This window comes from Lentzea sp. NPDC102401, from assembly GCF_044765805.1.
Lineage (GTDB): Bacteria > Actinomycetota > Actinomycetes > Mycobacteriales > Pseudonocardiaceae > Lentzea > Lentzea sokolovensis.
In genome coordinates, this window is record NZ_JBIWKS010000013.1 from 200,688 (window position 1) to 218,416 (window position 17,729).

Annotated in this window: 17 protein-coding genes; 9 read left to right on the forward strand and 8 right to left on the reverse strand. The window is 68.7% G+C overall.

Annotated elements, in window-relative coordinates; genetic code table 11:
• Window positions 1–53: 53 nt before the first annotated feature.
• The 3 genes from ACIRG5_RS36975 to ACIRG5_RS36985 all read left to right on the forward strand — a co-directional run bounded on the left by ACIRG5_RS36975 (window position 54) and on the right by ACIRG5_RS36985 (window position 3,080).
• Window positions 54–980, forward strand: coding sequence for a DMT family transporter (locus ACIRG5_RS36975; RefSeq protein WP_402913785.1), 927 nt, complete (start codon window positions 54–56; stop codon window positions 978–980).
• 121 nt (window positions 981–1,101) lie between these two features.
• On the forward strand, window positions 1,102–1,521 hold the full coding sequence (locus tag ACIRG5_RS36980) for an SsgA family sporulation/cell division regulator (RefSeq protein WP_402913787.1): 420 nt from the start codon (window positions 1,102–1,104) through the stop codon (window positions 1,519–1,521).
• Window positions 1,522–1,796: 275 nt separating this feature from the next.
• Window positions 1,797–3,080, forward strand: a complete 1,284-nt coding sequence (locus tag ACIRG5_RS36985) for a serine/threonine-protein kinase (RefSeq protein ID WP_402913790.1) — start codon at window positions 1,797–1,799, stop codon at window positions 3,078–3,080.
• Here the strand turns inward: ACIRG5_RS36985 and ACIRG5_RS36990 are convergent.
• From ACIRG5_RS36990 to ACIRG5_RS37000, 3 genes are read right to left on the reverse strand one after another with little or no spacing between them, the layout of a single operon-like run.
• Entirely contained in the window at window positions 3,073–3,654 is a 582-nt protein-coding gene (locus ACIRG5_RS36990; protein ID WP_402913791.1) for a phosphatase PAP2 family protein, read from the reverse strand. The two genes, ACIRG5_RS36985 and ACIRG5_RS36990, sit on opposite strands and share 8 nt — an antisense overlap.
• Before the next feature lie 7 nt (window positions 3,655–3,661).
• Window positions 3,662–4,312 (reverse strand): response regulator transcription factor, encoded by a 651-nt coding sequence (locus ACIRG5_RS36995; RefSeq protein WP_090067146.1) that lies wholly within the window; start codon window positions 4,310–4,312, stop codon window positions 3,662–3,664.
• Complete coding sequence (locus ACIRG5_RS37000; protein ID WP_402913792.1) at window positions 4,309–5,502, reverse strand: PspC domain-containing protein; 1,194 nt, start codon at window positions 5,500–5,502, stop codon at window positions 4,309–4,311. Before ACIRG5_RS37000 ends, ACIRG5_RS36995 begins: the two co-directional genes overlap by 4 nt.
• 108 nt (window positions 5,503–5,610) lie before the next feature.
• Here ACIRG5_RS37000 and ACIRG5_RS37005 point away from each other — a divergent pair, with 108 nt between their 5' ends.
• The 4 genes from ACIRG5_RS37005 to ACIRG5_RS37020 all read left to right on the forward strand — a co-directional run bounded on the left by ACIRG5_RS37005 (window position 5,611) and on the right by ACIRG5_RS37020 (window position 8,804).
• Window positions 5,611–6,795 carry a PspC domain-containing protein gene (locus ACIRG5_RS37005; protein ID WP_402913795.1) on the forward strand — a complete coding sequence of 395 codons (1,185 nt, stop codon included), beginning with the start codon at window positions 5,611–5,613 and terminating at the stop codon, window positions 6,793–6,795.
• Window positions 6,788–6,979: a hypothetical protein gene (locus ACIRG5_RS37010; protein WP_319974975.1), complete on the forward strand. Its 192-nt coding sequence runs from the start codon at window positions 6,788–6,790 to the stop codon at window positions 6,977–6,979. The genes ACIRG5_RS37005 and ACIRG5_RS37010 overlap by 8 nt, the downstream gene beginning before the upstream one ends.
• Before the next feature lie 128 nt (window positions 6,980–7,107).
• The gene (locus ACIRG5_RS37015; protein WP_402913798.1) at window positions 7,108–7,662 is read left to right on the forward strand and encodes a DUF4365 domain-containing protein; all 555 of its coding nucleotides are present in this window, start codon (window positions 7,108–7,110) and stop codon (window positions 7,660–7,662) included.
• On the forward strand, window positions 7,659–8,804 hold the full coding sequence (locus ACIRG5_RS37020; protein ID WP_402913801.1) for a hypothetical protein: 1,146 nt from the start codon (window positions 7,659–7,661) through the stop codon (window positions 8,802–8,804). The genes ACIRG5_RS37015 and ACIRG5_RS37020 overlap by 4 nt, the downstream gene beginning before the upstream one ends.
• Before the next feature lie 48 nt (window positions 8,805–8,852).
• Here the strand turns inward: ACIRG5_RS37020 and guaA are convergent, their stop codons facing one another.
• On the reverse strand, window positions 8,853–10,412 hold the full coding sequence (gene guaA, locus ACIRG5_RS37025) for a glutamine-hydrolyzing GMP synthase (protein WP_402913804.1): 1,560 nt from the start codon (window positions 10,410–10,412) through the stop codon (window positions 8,853–8,855).
• Between the two features lie 19 nt (window positions 10,413–10,431).
• Here guaA and ACIRG5_RS37030 point away from each other — a divergent pair, with 19 nt between their 5' ends.
• Together ACIRG5_RS37030 and ACIRG5_RS37035 are read left to right on the forward strand one after the other, a co-directional pair.
• Window positions 10,432–11,091, forward strand: coding sequence for a phosphotransferase family protein (locus ACIRG5_RS37030; protein WP_402913807.1), 660 nt, complete (start codon window positions 10,432–10,434; stop codon window positions 11,089–11,091).
• Between the two features lie 87 nt (window positions 11,092–11,178).
• Complete coding sequence (locus tag ACIRG5_RS37035; protein ID WP_402913810.1) at window positions 11,179–12,624, forward strand: aldehyde dehydrogenase family protein; 1,446 nt, start codon at window positions 11,179–11,181, stop codon at window positions 12,622–12,624.
• Here the strand turns inward: ACIRG5_RS37035 and ACIRG5_RS37040 are convergent.
• The 4 genes from ACIRG5_RS37040 to ACIRG5_RS37055 are packed head-to-tail and all read right to left on the reverse strand — an operon-like array spanning window position 12,619 to window position 17,713.
• Window positions 12,619–13,776: an FAD-binding oxidoreductase gene (locus ACIRG5_RS37040; protein ID WP_402913813.1), complete on the reverse strand. Its 1,158-nt coding sequence runs from the start codon at window positions 13,774–13,776 to the stop codon at window positions 12,619–12,621. The two genes, ACIRG5_RS37035 and ACIRG5_RS37040, sit on opposite strands and share 6 nt — an antisense overlap.
• Before the next feature lie 43 nt (window positions 13,777–13,819).
• Window positions 13,820–15,052 carry an FAD-dependent monooxygenase gene (locus tag ACIRG5_RS37045; RefSeq protein ID WP_402913815.1) on the reverse strand — a complete coding sequence of 411 codons (1,233 nt, stop codon included), beginning with the start codon at window positions 15,050–15,052 and terminating at the stop codon, window positions 13,820–13,822.
• Window positions 15,049–16,008 carry an MBL fold metallo-hydrolase gene (locus ACIRG5_RS37050; RefSeq protein WP_402913818.1) on the reverse strand — a complete coding sequence of 320 codons (960 nt, stop codon included), beginning with the start codon at window positions 16,006–16,008 and terminating at the stop codon, window positions 15,049–15,051. The genes ACIRG5_RS37045 and ACIRG5_RS37050 overlap by 4 nt, the downstream gene beginning before the upstream one ends.
• Before the next feature lie 28 nt (window positions 16,009–16,036).
• A complete protein-coding gene (locus tag ACIRG5_RS37055; RefSeq protein WP_402913820.1) occupies window positions 16,037–17,713 on the reverse strand; it encodes an FAD-dependent oxidoreductase in 1,677 nt (558 codons plus the stop codon).
• Window positions 17,714–17,729 lie beyond the last annotated feature (16 nt).

The window sequence follows — 17,729 nt, forward strand, 5'->3', positions numbered from 1 at the left end:
TTCAGCACAACAATTAAATTGTCATTAGGTGTCAGCGGGCGCATGGTTGACACGTGAACCAACGCGGAACGTTGATCAGGATGGGCGTGCTCGCCCTGCTGTGGGGATCCAGCTTCCTGTGGATGAAGCTCGCGCTCGGGAGTCTCGCGCCACTGCAGATCTCGCTCGTGCGGACGTTCTTCGGGGCGCTCGTGCTGTTCGTCGTGCTCGCACTGGCGAAGATGAGTCTGCCGCGCGACCGCAGGATCTGGGGTCACATGCTCTTCGTGGCCTTTTTCGGCAGCGCCGTCCCGTTCACGCTGTTCGCGTTCGGCGGCCAGACCGTCGACTCGGGCGTCTCCGGGGTGCTCAACTCCACGACGCCGCTGTTCGCGCTGGCCATCGGCCTCGTGCTCGGTTCGGAGAAGATCAGCGACCTGGTTCGCATGCTCGGCCTCGGGCTCGGCTTCGCGGGCGTGCTGGTGATCTTCGCGCCGTGGCAGTCGGCCAACAGCATCGCGAGCTGGGGCGCGGTCCTGTGCCTCATCGGCGCCGCGAGCTACGCCATCGGCTACTCCTACGCCGGCCGTTACCTGGTCAACACGGGCGCCACCTCGACGCAGCTCGCCGCCATGCAGCTCACGACCGCGATGGGGATGCTGCTCCTGGCGACGCCGTTCGGCGGCCTGCAGCCGCTGCACCTGCACTGGGTGGGCATCGTCGCCGTCATGATCCTCGGCGTCTTCGGCACCGGCGTCGCGTTCATCCTCAACTACCGCGTCATCGCCGACGAGGGCGCCACGACGGCAACTACCGTCGGTTACCTTCTGCCCGTCGTCTCGGTACTCCTTGGAGCGATCTTCCTCGGAGAGCAACTCAACGCAAGGGTCGTCGTCGGCATGCTGGTGGTGCTCCTGGGCGTCGCGCTGACCCGGAGGAAGCCCGTCGCGGCAGGTCAGACCATCTCACCAAACGAGACACGCGACCTGGTCAAACGCTGAGGGGTGAGACGCGCGTCTCCCCCAATAGGATGGATCCGAGACGAATCGCGTCCTTAACGGGCTGCTTGGCCGTCTCCTCTTTGTGAGCGGCAATGGAGACCAGCCTGGGAAGGACATCGACATGAACAACGAGAACCTGAAGGTCACCAACCGGACGACTTTTCAGCTCCTGGCACCCGGAGCCCCGCCGGCGCCGGTCGAGGCCGAACTCGTCTACGACCCCGAGGACCCCTACGCGGTCGCGGTCATCTTCTTCACGGGCTCCGGCCGCGTCGAGTGGATGTTCGCCCGCGACCTGCTGGCCGACGGTCTGCTGACGCCGTCCGGTGAGGGCGACATCCTCGTGCGGCCCGCGTCCGACGACCCGGAGCGCGTCCTGGTCGAGCTGAACGCGCCGACCGGGTTCGCCATCCTCAGCGCCGTCGCCGAGGACGTGGCGGAGTTCCTGGACAACTCCTACGACGTCGTGCAGCCGGGCGAGGAGGACCTGTGGATCGACTTCGACCGTGAGCTGCAGAAGCTGGTCTCGACGATCGACTAGTCCCCCGGCGATGTTCCGGGGTGGTTCTACGGGCGCGGGACGAGGTGCCGGCACGCGGGGCAGCGTTGCCGACCAGCTCGTCACCGGAGACCACCGGGAACGGCGCTGTGCGACGTCGTGGGCAGCGGCGAACGCACGTCTCAACAGGCAGAGCGGGTCACAGAGGCAGACAGTCCCCACCGGTGACCTGGGCTCGGCGTGAAGCACTTCACCGATCTTCGACGGGCAGACCGGATCGTTCGATGCTCGTCTGCGCGATTGATTAGTCTCAAGGTGTGACAACCATCGGGGGCCGCTACACGCTGCTGGAGCGCATCGGCAGCGGGGCGATGGGGGTGGTCTGGCGGGCACGGGACGAAGTGCTGGCCCGCGAGGTCGCGGTCAAGGAGCTCGTCACCGGCGATCACCAGCGCGCGATGCGGGAAGCTCGCAACGCCGCGCGGCTGCACCACCAGCACGCGATCGCCGTGTTCGATGTCGTCGGCAGCGACGACGAAGAGCCGTGGATCGTCATGGAGTACCTGCCGTCGCACAGCCTTTCGGCGCTGATCGCCGAGCGCGGGCCGCTCAAGCCGGCCCAGGCCGCGAGCATCGGCGGCAAGGTCGCCTCCGCGCTGGCCGCGGCGCACGCCGCCGGACTGGTCCACCGCGACGTCAAGCCCGGCAACGTCCTGATCGGCCACGACGGCACGGTCAAGCTCACCGACTTCGGCATCTCCAAGGCGACCGGTGACGGCACGATGACCGACACCGGCATGATCTCGGGCACCCCCGCCTACCTCGCACCCGAGGTGGCGCGCGGCGAGCAGCCCGGCGAGGCGTCCGACGTGTTCTCGCTCGGCGCCACGATCTACACGGCCATCGAGGGCGAGTCCGTCTTCGGGCCCAGCGACAACAGCTTCGGCCTCCTCTACCGCGCCGCCAGCGGCCAGCTCCGCGATCCCAAGAACGCGGGCGAGCTCACGCCGTTGCTGCTGCGACTGCTCTCGCAGGCCCCGGAGGACCGGCCGAGCATGCAGGAGGCCGCCGAACTGCTGGCCTCCGAGCCGCAGCCGTCGCAGCCGCTGGAGATCCCGCAGCCACCGCGACGCAGGCTCAAGGCACCGAACCGCCGGATCCTGGTGATCCTCGCGGTCATCGCGGTGCTGGCGATCGGCGGTGGCGCGGCGGCCGCGTACTGGAACGGCACCGGCAACGGCAGCACCCCGGTCAACCAGGCCGACTTCACCCAGCAGCAGCCGGTCTACTTCTCCGCGGACCAGGCGAACGGCTTCGTGCAGGACCACTACCGCCTGCTGCCGAGCAACGCGGAAACGGCGTGGCGGAACCTCTACGGCCAGGCCGCCGAACCGCTGGCGGACTACCTGAATCGCTGGGGCAACTACACGAGCGTCACCATCTTGGGACCGGGGACGGTGCGGTCGGAGGGCCGGAACTGGGTGGTCAACATCGGCCTCTTGACGATCAGCAACGGCGTCGCCGACAAGGGCGTCTACGACATCGAGGTCGCGGCGGTCGACAACCAGATGAAGATCGTCAGCACCAAGCGCGTCAGCTGAGCAGCCAGAAGCTGCCGCCACCGACGACCACGCCCATGACCGACCCTGCCAGCACCTGCGCCGTCGTGTGATCACCCAGCTCGACGCGGGACCACGCCACCAGGGCGGCCGGCAGCGCGAGAAGCAGCCACCACGGCCCGTAGACGATCGCCAGCGTCACCACCGCGGCCCACGCCACGGCGGCGTGCAGCGAGATCTTCCACTTCAGGCCGAACGTGATCGCCATGCTGACGACCAGCGAGGCGAACATGCTGCCCGCCAGCGCGAGCATGTTCCGGGGCGCGTCGCCCAGGACCATGATCACCGTGCCGGCCGCCAGCGACGCACCTGCCGTGACCAGCGGAACAACCCGGCCTTCGCGGTTCGTGACGTGGTGGCCGTCCCACTTCCCCTTGCGGGCGCCACGCACGATGACGGCCATGGGGATGACAGACGCCGTCAAGGCGACCACGAACCCCCACAGCAGCGTCATCCAGACGTTCTCCGTCGACGCGGCAACGCCGAACGGCAGCAAAATCACCCAGACCCACGGCGCCAGCACCTCGGTGGCACCGCGGGCGACCTTTTTGATCAAAGTCCCCTCAGACCAGTCTGCGATCAGTGGCCCAGCGGGAGAGCTCGTACCGGTTGGAGAGCTGGGTCTTCCGCAGGACGCTCGACACGTGCGTCTCCACCGTTTTCACGCTGATGAAGAGCTCGGACGCGATCTCCTTGTAAGCGTAACCACGCGCCAGCAGCCGCAGGACGTCGCGTTCGCGCGGCGTCAGCAGGTCTAGTTCGGGGTCGCTGATCGGCGCGGCACCAGGCCGGTCGGCGAACGCGTCCAGCACGAACCCGGCCAGCCGCGGCGAGAACACCGCGTCCCCCTCCGACACCCGCACGACGGCCCTGACCAGCTCCTGGCTGGAGATCGTCTTCGTCACGTAGCCGCGCGCACCGGCGCGGATGACGTTGATGACGTCCTCGGCCGCGTCGGAGACCGACAGGGCGAGGAACGTGACCTCGGGGATCTTGGTGCGGATCTGCCGCAGCACCTCGGCGCCGCCGCCGTCGGGCATGTGCACGTCCAGCAGCACGACGTCCGGCTTGTGGTGCGCGATCCCCGCCACCGCCTCGCCGACGCTGCCGGCCTCGCCGACCACGTCCACCTCGTCGGTGATGGTGTCGAGCTCCGCCTTCACGCCTGCGCGGAACAACGCGTGGTCGTCCACCAGGAACACCCTGACGCTCATGTCCTGGCCTCCGTCTTCCTCGGCATCTCGAGCTGCACCTCGGTCCCCTCTCCCGGAGCCGTGCGCAGTCGCACCTCCCCGCCGTGCCTCGTCATTCTCCCCCTGATGCTGCCCGCGAGGCCATGGCGGTCGTCCGGCACCGCGTCGGGGTCGAATCCCTTGCCCCGGTCGCGCACGAACACCGTGACCTTCTCCGGCTCGACCTCGGCGTAGACGCTGACCTCGGCCACCCCCGCGTGCTTGGCCGCGTTGACCATCGCCTCCTTCGCCGCCTGGACCAGCGCGAACATCCCGTCCTCCAGTTCGGCGTCCCCGACGACGACCTGCGAGACGGCGATGGCGAAGCCGTCCTCGACCTCCGCGCACACCTGGGCGATCGCGACGCTGATGGAGTGCGGCTGCTCGCCCACCTCACGGCCGTAGAGCCAGCCGCGCAGCTCGCGTTCCTGGCTGCGGGCCAGGCGCTTGACCTCGCGCGGCGACTCGGACTGCTTCTGGATCAGGGCAAGCGTTTGCAGCACGGAGTCGTGCAGGTGGGCGGCGATCTCGGCGCGTTCCTCGGTGCGGATGCGCGCACGGCGTTCCGAGTCGAGGTCGCGGACCAGCCGCATCCACAGCGGCACGGTCAGCACCGCGACGCCGATCAACGTGGCCAGCACGGAGAGGATGACGGTCGAGAGGTTCTGGACGGTGTCGTTCACCACGAGGAACGCGGCGACCCCCGCCACGACCAGCGCGCCTCCCGCGACCGTCCGCACGATTCCCGTCTTCCCCTGCGAGAAGGCCCCGTCCCTCCAGCGGCGGCGCTGTGCCTCGTCCGCCTCGCGCCACACGACCGCGGCGCCCACGAGTGCCACCGCGATCGGGCCGGTGATCCACCCGCTCCACCCGTTGCCGATCAGTCCGGTGAAAACGGAGACGCCGATGCCGAGAGCGGCGAGGCCGACGGCCTGCTGCCACTCCTTGCGGTCCTTGTCGGTCTCCGGTTCCGCCACCGCGGACTGCGGCACGAACATCCAGAGCAACGCGTAGGCGATGATCCCGACCCCGCTGAACGCGGCGAACACGGCGAAGATCGCGCGCACCCAGAAGACAGGTGCGCCGAGATGGTCGGCCAGTCCGCTCGCGACGCCCGCGACCACCCGGCCGGTGCGTCGACGGCGCATCGGCTCAATGCGTGCACTCACCATCCGATCGTCACACGTCCCGGCGAGTTGTTCATCAGGGATGACCCCGGTTCCGTGAATCAGGGCTGGTCCCTGATGTGGTTCCAGGCGTGACAGCGCAACCTTGTCATCGTGAGCGGGACTGAGAAGGCGATGCAGGGCGTGGCGGACACGCTCAGAGAGTTCTGGGCCCACCGTCCGGTGCGGCCCCGTGCAGGACGCAAGGCCGGCGGCGTTGCCACCGGGATCGCCCTGCGCTTCCAGATCGACCCGGTGATCGTCCGGATCGCGTTCGTCGCACTCGCGTTGTCGGGTGGCGTGGGCGTTCCGCTGTACCTCGCGGGCTGGCTGCTGCTGCCCGAGGAGGGCGACGAGGTCTCGCCCCTGGAGTCGTTGATCAACAAGGGCCACAGCTCGATGTCCCACGCCCAGACGGTGCTGCTGGGCGTCCTGATGTTCCCCGCGATGGCCTTCACGTTCGACAGCGGCGGGTTCCAGGTCGCGGTGACGCTGGCCGCGGCGGTCGCGTGCATCTACCTGCTGCAGAAGAACCGTGGGCACCTGCAGCCGGCGACGACGCTCTCCGACTCCGTGACACCCGTGACGCCACCGGTGCCGGGTGCACCGGCCTGGGACCCGCTGGGTGCCGCGCCGTTCGCGTGGGACCTGCCGGAACCGACGCCGAAGCCGCAGCCACCGGCCCCCAGGCCGCCTCGCGGACCGCGCATCGGCCTGATGACGCTGGGCGTGGCGACGCTGGTGGTCGCCGGTTCCGCGATCGCCGGTGCCTGGGCGCCGTGGTTCACCGTGCCGCACGTCATCGGCCTGGTGCTCGCGGTACTGGCGGCGGGCCTGCTCCTCGGGTCGTTCACCGGCGGCGGCCGCGGCCTGATCTGGCTGATGATCCCGCTGTCCGTGGTGGGCTTCGGCATGACGGCGATCGACTTCGACGGCAGCCCGTCCAACCTGAGCAGCTACAACGAGAAGCCGAAGTCCGTGACCGACGTGCGCGACCGGTACGAGACGAGCGTGGGCAGCGTGCAGCTCGATCTCCGAGACCTGCCCGACTCCGGTTCGGTGAAGACCGCGATCGAGGTCGAACTCGGCGAGGTGCAGGTGCGCGTGCCCAAGAACGCGGACGTGACGTACCGGTGCGAGGCGTCGTCCATCGGCGAGCTCGACTGCCTGGGCAAGCGTGCCGAGGGCAGCAGCGTGGACGTCAGCGGTCGCGACCTCGGCGAGAACGGCGAGGGCGGCCTCCAGATCGAGCTCGACGTGCAGGCCAGCGTCGGAGAGGTGAAGGTGCTCCGTGACTGAGCAGGGGATGCGCAGGCGGATCGACCCCGTGACGCTGGTCTTCGGGATCGGCGGCGGGCTGATGGCGGCCTACGTGCTGAGCAACGGGTCGTTCTGGTTCGACTTCCGGTGGGCGCTGGGAGGGACGGCCATCGTGGTCGGGCTGGTGCTGCTGACGAACTCGATCAGACGCAAGACCCACTGATGAGAAAGGGCCCCGGTCAGCTGACCGGGGCCCTTTCCACTTTCGGGTGGCTGCCGCACGGATCCCCCTTTCGCCCGTCTCGACTGCTCCTAATGTGCTCCCGGTCTGCCGCTACGAGGAGGGAGCTCATGACCGATGGAGGCGACGGTCTGGAATCGGTGACTCCGCTTGACGGAGGCCTGCCGATGACCGCCCGCCAGGAGCAGTTCAGCTTGGCGTTCGTGAGGATGATCGCCGCCGCGGCCGGCTGTTCGATCAAGTCGCACGAGACGGACTACGACGGCGTGGACATCACGATCGCCTCGTCGACCGAGTACGAGACGTACTACTGCCCGCAGTTCGAACTTCAGCTCAAGTGCACCACCCAGCACGACCGGCTCCGCGACGCGCACTTCACGTGGAAGATGGAGCGTGATCCGTTCCTGAAGCTGACCCACGGCAAGCGGTACAACGAGGCGTTTCTCGGTGTGCTCGTGGTTCCTCGCGACGATGAGCCGTTGGTGAGGCTGAACGAGGAGGGTCTCCTCTCCTCCAGTCGCATGTACTGGGAACACGCCAGGCTTCTGGGTGACATCAGCGACGGCGCCACCAGCAAGACAGTGCATCTACCGAGAACTAACCTCTTCGACGTAGAGAGCTTGCAGAGCACCATGCAAAGGGTTGGCGAAGGAGGTGTGTGGTGAGCAGCCCATCACTCGACGACTACCGCGAGCTCGCCGACAGCCTCCACCCGTTGGCCGTGCAGCAGTACCTCGCCGCCAACGACTGGCAGCTTGAAGCGCAGGTTCCCGACGTACGGCAGATCTGGCGGCTGAACGACGAGGCGCGGGTCATGCTTCCGCTGGCCACGGACTTCGTCGACTTCGCCCAGCGGTTCCGCGACACTCTGCGCGCTCTGGCCACCGTGTACGACTGGGATCCCGAACGCCTGGCCGAGAAGATCACCGCCACCCGCGCCGACCTGTTCTTCGTCCGCTTCGACCAGGCCATGGTCGACGGCACCCTTCCGTTCAAACAGGCGGAGACGGCGCTGGACGGCCTGTTCAAAATGATGAAAGCGGCCGCGACCTCGGCGGACGATCCCACTCATTCCCATCGCGGACGCCGCTCCAGCACCGTGACCGACTTCCTCGACGAGGACATACGTCTCGGGCACACGAAGCGCGGCAGTTTCGTTTTCACCGTCGTCACTCGGCTCGGAGATCCGTTGCCCGATCACGACGACGGCTCTCGCGTGACCCCGTTCCCGCGACGTGTGATGGAAACGCTGGCCACAGGCTTGCACGCGGCCAGAGACCTGTCGCTGAACTGGGACGCTCTTGCTGTCGAACGCGCCGCTGAGCGCGGTCTCAGCGCGAACCTCGTGGAGTCGCTCCAAGACCTGACGGAGTCGGACTCGTTGCGCGAACTGGACCTGTCCTTCGACTGGGCGGCCGGCGAACCTCGGCCAAAGGTTCCCGCCTCGCGCATCGTGGTCAACCGTGACGCCATGGCCGGTCTGTCGCGCGTTCGGGAACGCCTGGTTCGGCGCGAAGAGCCGCCGCGCACGGAGACCATCGTCGGTCAGGTTCGGTCGCTCACTCGAGAAGACTCCGGTGGAGACGACCAGGAAGAGACGACGATCATCTTGAGCGCCGAGGTCCGAGGAAGGGCACGGAAGATCCACATCCTCCTGGGCGGCGAGGACTACGACTGGGCGATCTTCGCTCACCGGAACAGGTTGCCGTTCACGGTCACCGGCAACCTGGCCTTCGAGCGGGGAGCTTGGCGCCTGACAGGCCCGGTGGCCGTCGACTCCAGCTTCCTGCAGCACCAGCAGCGTTGAATTGGGAAAGGGTCCCGGTCAGCTGACCGGGGCCCTTTCCTCACGTCTCTACTCCCACTCGATGGTGCCCGGCGGCTTGGACGTCACGTCCAGCACCACGCGGTTGACCTCGGCCACCTCGTTGGTGATGCGGGTCGAGATCCGCTCCAGCACCTCGTACGGCAGGCGGGTCCAGTCCGCGGTCATCGCGTCCTCGGACGACACCGGGCGCAGCACGACCGGGTGGCCGTAGGTGCGGCCGTCGCCCTGGACGCCGACGCTGCGGACGTCCGCGAGCAGCACGACCGGGCACTGCCAGATCTGGCGGTCGAGGCCCGCCAGGGTCAGTTCCTCGCGGGCGATGGCGTCGGCCTGGCGCAGCGTGTCGAGGCGCTCCTGGTCGACCGCGCCGATGATGCGGATGCCGAGGCCGGGGCCGGGGAACGGCTGGCGCTGCACGATCGTCTCCGGCAGGCCGAGTTCGGTGCCGACGCGGCGGACCTCGTCCTTGAAGAGTGCGCGCAGCGGTTCGACCAGCTCGAACTGCAGGTCGTCCGGCAGGCCGCCGACGTTGTGGTGCGACTTGATGTTCGCGGTGCCCGCGCCGCCGCCGGACTCGACGACGTCCGGGTAGAGCGTGCCCTGGACGAGGAACTTGTAGTCGCCCTCGGCCTTGAGGTCGCGCTCCGCCTGCTCGAACACGCGGATGAACTCGCGGCCGATGATCTTGCGCTTCTCTTCGGGGTCCGTGACGCCGGCCAGGGCGTTGAGGAAACGCTCGCGGGCGTCGACGGTCACCAGGCGGATGCCCGTGGCGGCCACGTAGTCGCGTTCGACCTGGGCGCGCTCGCCGGAGCGCAGCAGGCCGTGGTCGACGAAGACGCACGTGAGGCGGTCGCCGATGGCGCGCTGGACCAGCGCGGCCGCGACGGCCGAGTCGACGCCGCCGGACAGGCCGCAGATCGCCTTGCCGTCACCGATCTGCTCGCGGATCCGGGTGACCTGCTCGTCCACGATGGACGACGTCGTCCACTGCGGACGGATGCCCGCGATCTCGTGCAGGAACCGGCGCAGCACCTCCTGGCCGTGCGGCGAGTGGTGCACCTCCGGGTGGTACTGCACGCCGGCGAACCGGCGCTCCCTGTTCTCGAACGCGGCGACCGGCGCGCCCTCGCTGGTCGCGGTGACGGTGAAGCCCTCGGGTGCCTTCGTGACGGCGTCGCCGTGGCTCATCCACACCGGGTGGCTCGCGGGCAGCTCCTGGTGCAGCGCGCCGCCCTCGGTGGGCACGCTCAGGTCCGTGCGGCCGTACTCGCGGGTGCCCGTCTGCTCAACCGCGCCGCCAAGTGCGCGCGCCATGGCCTGGAAGCCGTAGCAGATGCCGAAGACCGGGACGCCGGTCTCGAACAGCTTCGGGTCGACCTGCGGGGCGTTCTCCTCGTACACGCTCGACGGGCCACCGGACAGAACGATGGCCAGCGGGTTCTTGTCGAGGATCTCGCTCACGGTCGCGGTGTGCGGGACGACCTCGGAGTAGACCTGGGCCTCGCGGACGCGGCGGGCGATCAGCTGCGCGTACTGGGCGCCGAAGTCGACGACGAGAACAGGGCGGTTGCTGGTGTCGGACACGTCGCCAAGGATCTCATGCGTGGACGGTGAACTGCTGACCGGTGGCGGGCTGAACCAGGTGTTCAGGGTGGGTGACGCGGTGCGCAGACCGGCAGGGCCGTGGGCGCCTCGGGTGCACGACCTGTTGCGGCGCTTGGCACCGCTGGGGATCGCGCCGGTCCCGCTGGCGCTCGACGACGAGCACGAGCTGCTCACCTACCTGCCCGGTGACGTTGGCCACGTGTTCCCCTCCGGCGACGCGCCGCTGGTCGAGTCGGCGTTGATGCTGCGCAGGCTGCACGACGCCACGATCCCGCTCGTGGATCAGCTCGACGGATGGCAGCACGCCGCCAGGGAACCGGTCGAGGTGGTGCTGCACGGAGACTTCGCGCCGTACAACACGGTCTACCGCGATGGCCTTCCGGTGGGCGTGTTCGACTTCGACACCGCTCATCCCGGTCCGCGCTGGTGGGACGTCAGCTGGGCCATCATCCAGTTCGTGCTGGGTCTGCCGGATGATCGAGAACGGCGCACGAGGCTGTTCTGCGAGACATACGGGATCGAGTACGACCGCGAACACGTGTTGACCCGGTTGGACGACACGATCCAAACGATCCTGGAGGATCCGAGGTTCGTGCTTCAGCGGGCCGAAGGGCATGTCGACCACTACTTGGGTCTCATCAGTCGGATTGGTGGCTGAAATCGGCGAAGCCCATTTCAGCCACCAAACGAATTCCGTCTTCCAGGGTGTCTGCTGTGCAAGCCACTAGGGCTTAACGTGGTTTCCATGGACGCGTTCACACCGCAACCCAGGCCGTGCTGGGTCGCCGGCCGCCCCGAGCAGGGCGAGCAGGCGTTGGAGGTCCTCCACCCGTTCGACGGCACCGAGGTCGCCTCGGTGGCCGTACCGGGCAGAGATCAGGTGGAACGCGCGATCGCGGCGGCCGCGTCCGTCGCGAAGGAGTTCCGGCGAACACCCGCGCACGTGCGCGCCGAGGCACTGCTGCAGGTGTCGCGGACGCTGGCCGAACGCGCGGAGGAGATCGCCGAGACGATCACGGCCGAGAACGGCAAACCGCTGAAGTGGGCCGAGATCGAGGTCTCGCGCGCCGTCAACACGTTCCGCTTCGCCGCCGAGGAGGCGCGCCGGTTCACCGGTGGGCTGCAACGGCTCGACACCGAGGCCGGTGGTGTGGGGCGGATGGCGATCGTCCGGCACGTGCCGCTCGGACCGGTGCTGGCCGTGGCGCCCTTCAACTTCCCGCTGAACCTGGTGGCGCACAAGGTCGCGCCCGCGCTCGCGGTGGGTGCGCCGGTGATCGTGAAGCCCGCCTCGGCCACGCCGCTCTCGGCGTTGCTGCTGGGCGAGATCCTGGCCGAGACCGGACTGCCGGAGGGCGTGTTCTCGATCCTTCCCGTGCGCGGCAAGGACATGGACGTCCTGGTGCGCGACGAACGGCTGCCGGTGATCTCGTTCACCGGGTCCACGAAGGTCGGCTGGTCGTTGATGGAAGCCGCGCCGCGCAAGCACGTCGTGATGGAGCTGGGTTCCAACGCGGCGGCGATCATCTGTCCTGATTGGACTGATCTGGACCACGCGGCGCAGCGCATCGCGACGTTCGGCAACTACCAGGCCGGGCAGTCGTGCATCGCCGTGCAACGGGTGATCGTGGACCGCTCGAAGGCCGACGAGTTCGTGCCGAAACTCGTGGAAGCCGTTGCCGCGCTGAAGACCGGCGACCCGCACGACCCCGAGGTCGAGGTCGGGCCGTTGATCGACGAGGACAACGCACGCCGCGTCGAGGAGTGGATCAACATGGCCACCGACGTGGGCGCACGGGTGCTGCTCGGCGGCAAGCGGACCGGGTCGACGGTCGAGCCGACGGTGCTCGCGGACGTGCCCAAGACGGCCAAGGTCTGGACCGAGGAGATCTTCGGGCCGGTGCTCGTGGTGTCCGTCGCGGACGGCGTGGACGACGCGTTCGCGCAGGCCAACGACTCCAAGTACGGGCTGCAGGCCGGGGTGTTCACGCGGGACGTGCAGGTGGCGTTCGAGGCCGCGGCCGAACTCGAGGTCGGCGGCGTGATCATCGGTGACGTGCCGTCCTACCGCGCGGACCAGATGCCGTACGGCGGCGTGAAGGGGTCGGGCACCGGGCGCGAGGGCGTCCGGTCGGCGATGGAGGACTTCACCGAGGAACGCGTGACCGTGCTGACGGGCATCCAGTTATAGGCCCTGCGGAAACGCCAGCACTCGGTCCGGGTCGTACCTGTTCGCGACTTCCCTGAGGCGCGCGAGGTTGCGGCCGTAGTAGGCAGTCGGCCAGTCCGGCATCTCCGGGTCGATGTAGTTCACGTACCCGGTGGTGCCGGCGCCGAGCCCGTCACGGACGCCGGCGAGCAGTGCGCGAGCCCGTGACTCGGTCAGGTCGCCGATGTGGACGAAGATCTGGACGCTCGCGGTGGCGTCGCGGTGAGGGAACGCCGTGGCGTCGGCCGCGATCCGTCCGACCGCGCCACCGAACGAGTCGAGCTGGATCATGAACGGCGGCTGCCCGTCCATCAGCGCGGCGACCTTCGACCCCGGCACCGGCGTGTGCAGCATCCGCGAGGACGCCACGTACGGTTCGCCGGTTTCCGCAGGTCCCGCGTAGTGGCGCATCGCCTGCAGGTACGTCATCTCCTCGACCTCGCGCTCGGCCGGCGGCATGCGGTCCAGCAACCGGTGCAGGTCCTTCGCCGGTCCCACGTACGCGCCCCTGACGCTCGGCACCGACTTCGGGCCGGAGTCGACGCGCAGGCTCGTCCACAGCTCGTCCGGCGCGTCCGCGATCCACTCCTGCCAAGCGTCGACCACGTCCGCCGTGCCGTCTGGGTAGTCGAGGCCGAACACGGTCAGGCCCGGCGCGGGATCCGTGCGGAACGTGAACTCCGTGACGACGCCGAAGTTGCCGCCACCGCCGCCTTTCAACGCCCAGAGCAGGTCCGGCTCCTCCGAGGCCGTGCGCAGAACGCCGTCCGGGGTGACGATCCGCGCCTCGACGAGGTGGTCGCAGGTCAGGCCGAACTTGCGCGCGGTCACGCCGATGCCGCCGCCGAGCGCGAGTCCGCCGATGCCGACCGAGCGGCACGTGCCGGCGGGCAACGCCTGGCCCGCGACACCGAGCGCCTCGTAGACGTCGTACATCCGCGCCCCGCCACCGATGACCGCTGTCGAGCCGTCGATCCGCACGTCCGACAACCCCGCGAGGTCGAGGACGAGGCCTCCGTCGGGCCACGAGTAGCCCGCGTAGCTGTGGCCGCCGCTGCGTGCGGCGACCGGAATGCGTTGGCGTGCCGCGCGTTCCAGGCCCGCCTGGACGTCCTCGACCCGTGCGCACCTCACCACCTCAAGCGGTTTTCGGTGTGCGTAAAGGGTGTTCTGCGGGTCACCAGCCGAGTGCACGACGTCTCGTCTCCTCGTCGTCCGGTCCGGCGACGTGGCCGTCCGGCCGGATCAGCAGGCCGTCCCGGACCGTGAAGCCAGGGCCCGCCGTGCGGGATCGTTCGACCAGCACGCCGCCGTTCGGGTAGGCGAACGGGGTGAAGAGCCTGCCCGAGTCGATGCCCTCGCCGGTTTCGAGCGCGTGCCGCCGACGGGCTCGTTCTTCGGGAGTGCCCGGCACGAGGAAACGCATGGTGTCGCCGGTGACGCGGAGGTTCTCGTCGGCGGCGGCACCGCGTTCGGTGTCGTAGGAGTCGAGGAGGTGCGGGCCCGCCTCGCCCCTGCGGTCGGCGGCGATCTTCCAGGCCGCGTTGTCGGCGTCGCAGATCCCCGAGTTCAGGCCACGGGCGCCGAACGGGCTCATCACGTGCGCGGCATCGCCCGCGAGCAGGACTCTCCCGTCGCGGAACCGGGCGGCTCGGCGCTGGTGGAAGCGGTAGGTGGACTGCCAGACGATCTCGTACGGCCGGTCGCCGACGATCGCGCGGACGTGGTCGTCGGTGAGCTCGACGTCCTCGGCGACCTGCCAGTCGATCCGCCAGACGCCCTTCGGCTGCGGGTGCAGGAGGACCTGCCGGCCAGGATTCCAGGGCGGGTCGAAGTAGAAACGGCGTTCGGGCGTCTCGAAGTCCAAGTCGACGCGGACGTCGGCGATGATGAACCTGTCGTCGAACGAGAAGCCCTCGAACGGGATGTTCAGGAGCTGCCGCACCTTTGAGTGCGCGCCGTCCGCCGCGATGCAGTGACTCGCCCTGATCCCGTCCTGTGTGGACACTCCGTCGTCCTGCTGGGCAAGGGTTTCGACCGCGTGCCCGTAGCGGAGTTCGATGAGCGGTTCGGCGCGGACCCGTTCCTCCAGCAGCTGCTCGACGACGGCCTGCGGAGTGTTCACGAACGGCGGGAAACCCGAGGCCGGCGGGAAGGTCAGGGTCAGGACCTCGCGGTCGCGGTGGTAGGTGCGGCCGGTGTACCAGGTGACGCCCGCGTCGGCGACGGCCTGCCCGACGCCGACCCGTTCGAGGATCTCCAGCACGTCGCGCTGGACGCAGATCGAACGACTGCCCGTCTGCGCGCGCCTCGGCTCCTTCTCCAGGACGATGCTCGGCACACCGGCTCGCGCGAGGAACAGCGCGGCGGCGAGGCCGACCGGTCCGGCACCCACCACCAGGACCGTCACTGCAGGGCGTTCCAGACGGCGCGGTCGCGTTCGGCGGTCCAGATCTCCGGCCAGTCCCTGCCGTCGCACTCGTCCCAGTAGCGCTTCACGTCGAACGGCAGGCAGTGCTCGAAGATCGGCCAGCGCCCGTAGCGGTCCACGAGGGCCTGGTGCGCCAGTTCGAAGGCCTGCTTGAGCGTGCCCCCCTCGGCGTGGACCCCGCCGACCGTGCGGCGCAGTTCGTTGAGGAAGTGCCTGCTCTGGTTGATCGCGGCCTCGACCTCGTAACGGTCCCGGGCGACCTTGCCGCGTCCGCCGACCAGGACCTCGGCACCCAGCTCCTCGATCTCGTCCAAAGTGGACGTTGCCCACTCGTCGTGGAACGCGTCACCGGTGTAGAGCGCGGCCTGCGACTCGACCAGGTCGCCGGCGAACAGGATGCGTTGCTGCGGCAGCCACGCCACGATGTCGCCGGCCGTGTGCCCGCGACCGAGGAACTGGAGCACCAGATCGCCGCGCTCGTCGCCGAGCGGGATCGTCATGCGGTCGGAGAACGTGAGCGTCGGCCAGGTCAGGCCGGGGATCTCCTCCGGCGACTCGAAGAGCCGCGGCATGCGGCCGAACTCGCTCTCCCAGTCCTGCTGCCCGCGTTCGGCGATCAGCACCCGCGTCATCTCGTGCGCGACGATCTCCTGGGCGTCGAACGCGCTGGCCCCGAGCGTGCGCACGGCGTGGTAGTGGCTGAGCACGAGGTACCGGACCGGCTTCTTGGTGTGCTTGCGCAGCTGCGTGAGCCATCGTCGCGCGGCCGCGGGTGTGGCACGGGCCTCGAAGCAGATCAGGAAGTCCTCGGCCTCGATGGCCGCGACGTTGGGGTCGCCTTCGGCGGTCAGGGTGTAGACGCCCTCGGCGAGTTCGACGAAGACCTCGTCCTTGGGGGCGAGGTCGGCGCTGGAGGCAAAAGGCTTTTTGGCCATGCCTCCACCGTAGCCAAATGAAACCAGCTCAGGACGCCTTCACGATCGGCAACCGCAAAGCGGCTGGAGCTTGATCGGGAACCGCCGGGTTCTTCGGCTTCGTCGGATTGATCCTGCGGTAGGGCAGGCTCTGCTCCGGCCGCTGGTCCTGCTCGCCCTTGTTCGGCCACAGCGAGAACGCACGCTCGGCCTGCGCGGTGATCGTGAGGCTCGGGTTCACGCCGAGGTTCGCACTGATCGCCGCACCGTCCACAACGGACAGTCCGGGGTAGTTGAAGACCCGGTGGTACGCGTCGATCACGCCCTGCTCCTCGTCGCTCGCGATCGCACAGCCGCCGATGAAGTGCGCGGTCAGCGGGATGTTGAACAGCTCACCCCACGTGCCGCCGGCCATGCCGTCGATGTGCTTGGCGGCCAGCAGGTTCGCCTCGTGACCGGCCGGGATGAACGCCGGGTTCGGGTCGCCGTGCCCCTGCTTGCTGGTGAGCTTGCCGCGCTTGAGGAACGTGGTGATGGAGTTGTCGAGACTCTGCATGACCAGCAGGATCACGGTCCGCTCGCTCCACCGGTGCACGCTCAGCAGCCTCAGGAGCCGCAGCGGGTGCCGGACCGCCTGCTTGATGAACTGCAACCACCGCGGCGTGCTCAGCGCACCGTCCGTGGCGAGGGTCTGCAGCATGCCCATGGCGTTGCTGCCCTTGCCGTACCGGACGGGTTCGATGTGCGTGATCTCGTCGGGGTGGATGGAGCTCGTGATCGCGACGCCCTGAGTGAAGTCGGTGTCCGGGTCGACCGTGTAGCGCGCGGCCCCGATGATCGACTCGGAGTTCGTGCGGGTGAGCTCGCCGAGCTTGGCCGAGATCTTCGGCAGCGTCGTGGCCTTCGCCTTGTGCAGGAGCTGCTGGGTGCCCCAGGTGCCGGCGGCGATCACGACCTGGTCGGCGGTGAAGGTGGCCTTGGCCTTCCCGCCGGTCATCTTCGTGTCGATGGTCCAGGTGCCGTTGTTCTCGCTGAGCTGCGTGACCGTGGTCAGCGGGAAGACCTTCGCGCCGAGCTTCTCCGCGAGGTACAGGTAGTTCTTGACCAGGGTGTTCTTCGCGCCGACCCGGCAACCCGACATGCAGCTGCCGCACTCGGTGCACCCGGTGCGTTCCGGCCCGGCGCCCCCGAAGTAGGGATCCGCCGCCTTCTGACCGGGCTCGCCGAAGAACACGCCGACGGGCGTCGCGTGGTAGCTGTTCTCGACCCCCATGTCCTTCGCGACCTTCTGCATGACGACGTCGCTCGGGGTCGTCGTGGGGTTCGTGACCACGCCCAGCATCCGGCTCGCCTGGTCGTAGAACGGCTCCAGCTCGTCCTGCCAGTCGGTGATGTGCGCCCACTGCCGGTCCTCGTAGAACGGCTTGAGCGGCCGGTACAGCGTGTTCGCGTACACGAGGCTTCCGCCACCGACGCCCGCACCGGCGAGCACCATGACGTTGCGCAGCAGGTGGATGCGCTGAATCCCGAAGCACCTGAGCTGCGGCGCCCACAGGTACTTGCGGAGATTCCAGCTGGTCTCGGCGAACTCGTCGTCGGCGAACCGTCGCCCCGCCTCCAGGACGGCGACGCGGTAGCCCTTCTCGGTCAGGCGGAGCGCGGCCACGCTTCCGCCGAACCCGGAGCCGACGATGACGACATCGAAGTTACCGGCGAGTTCACCCATGAACCGGAGAGTAGGC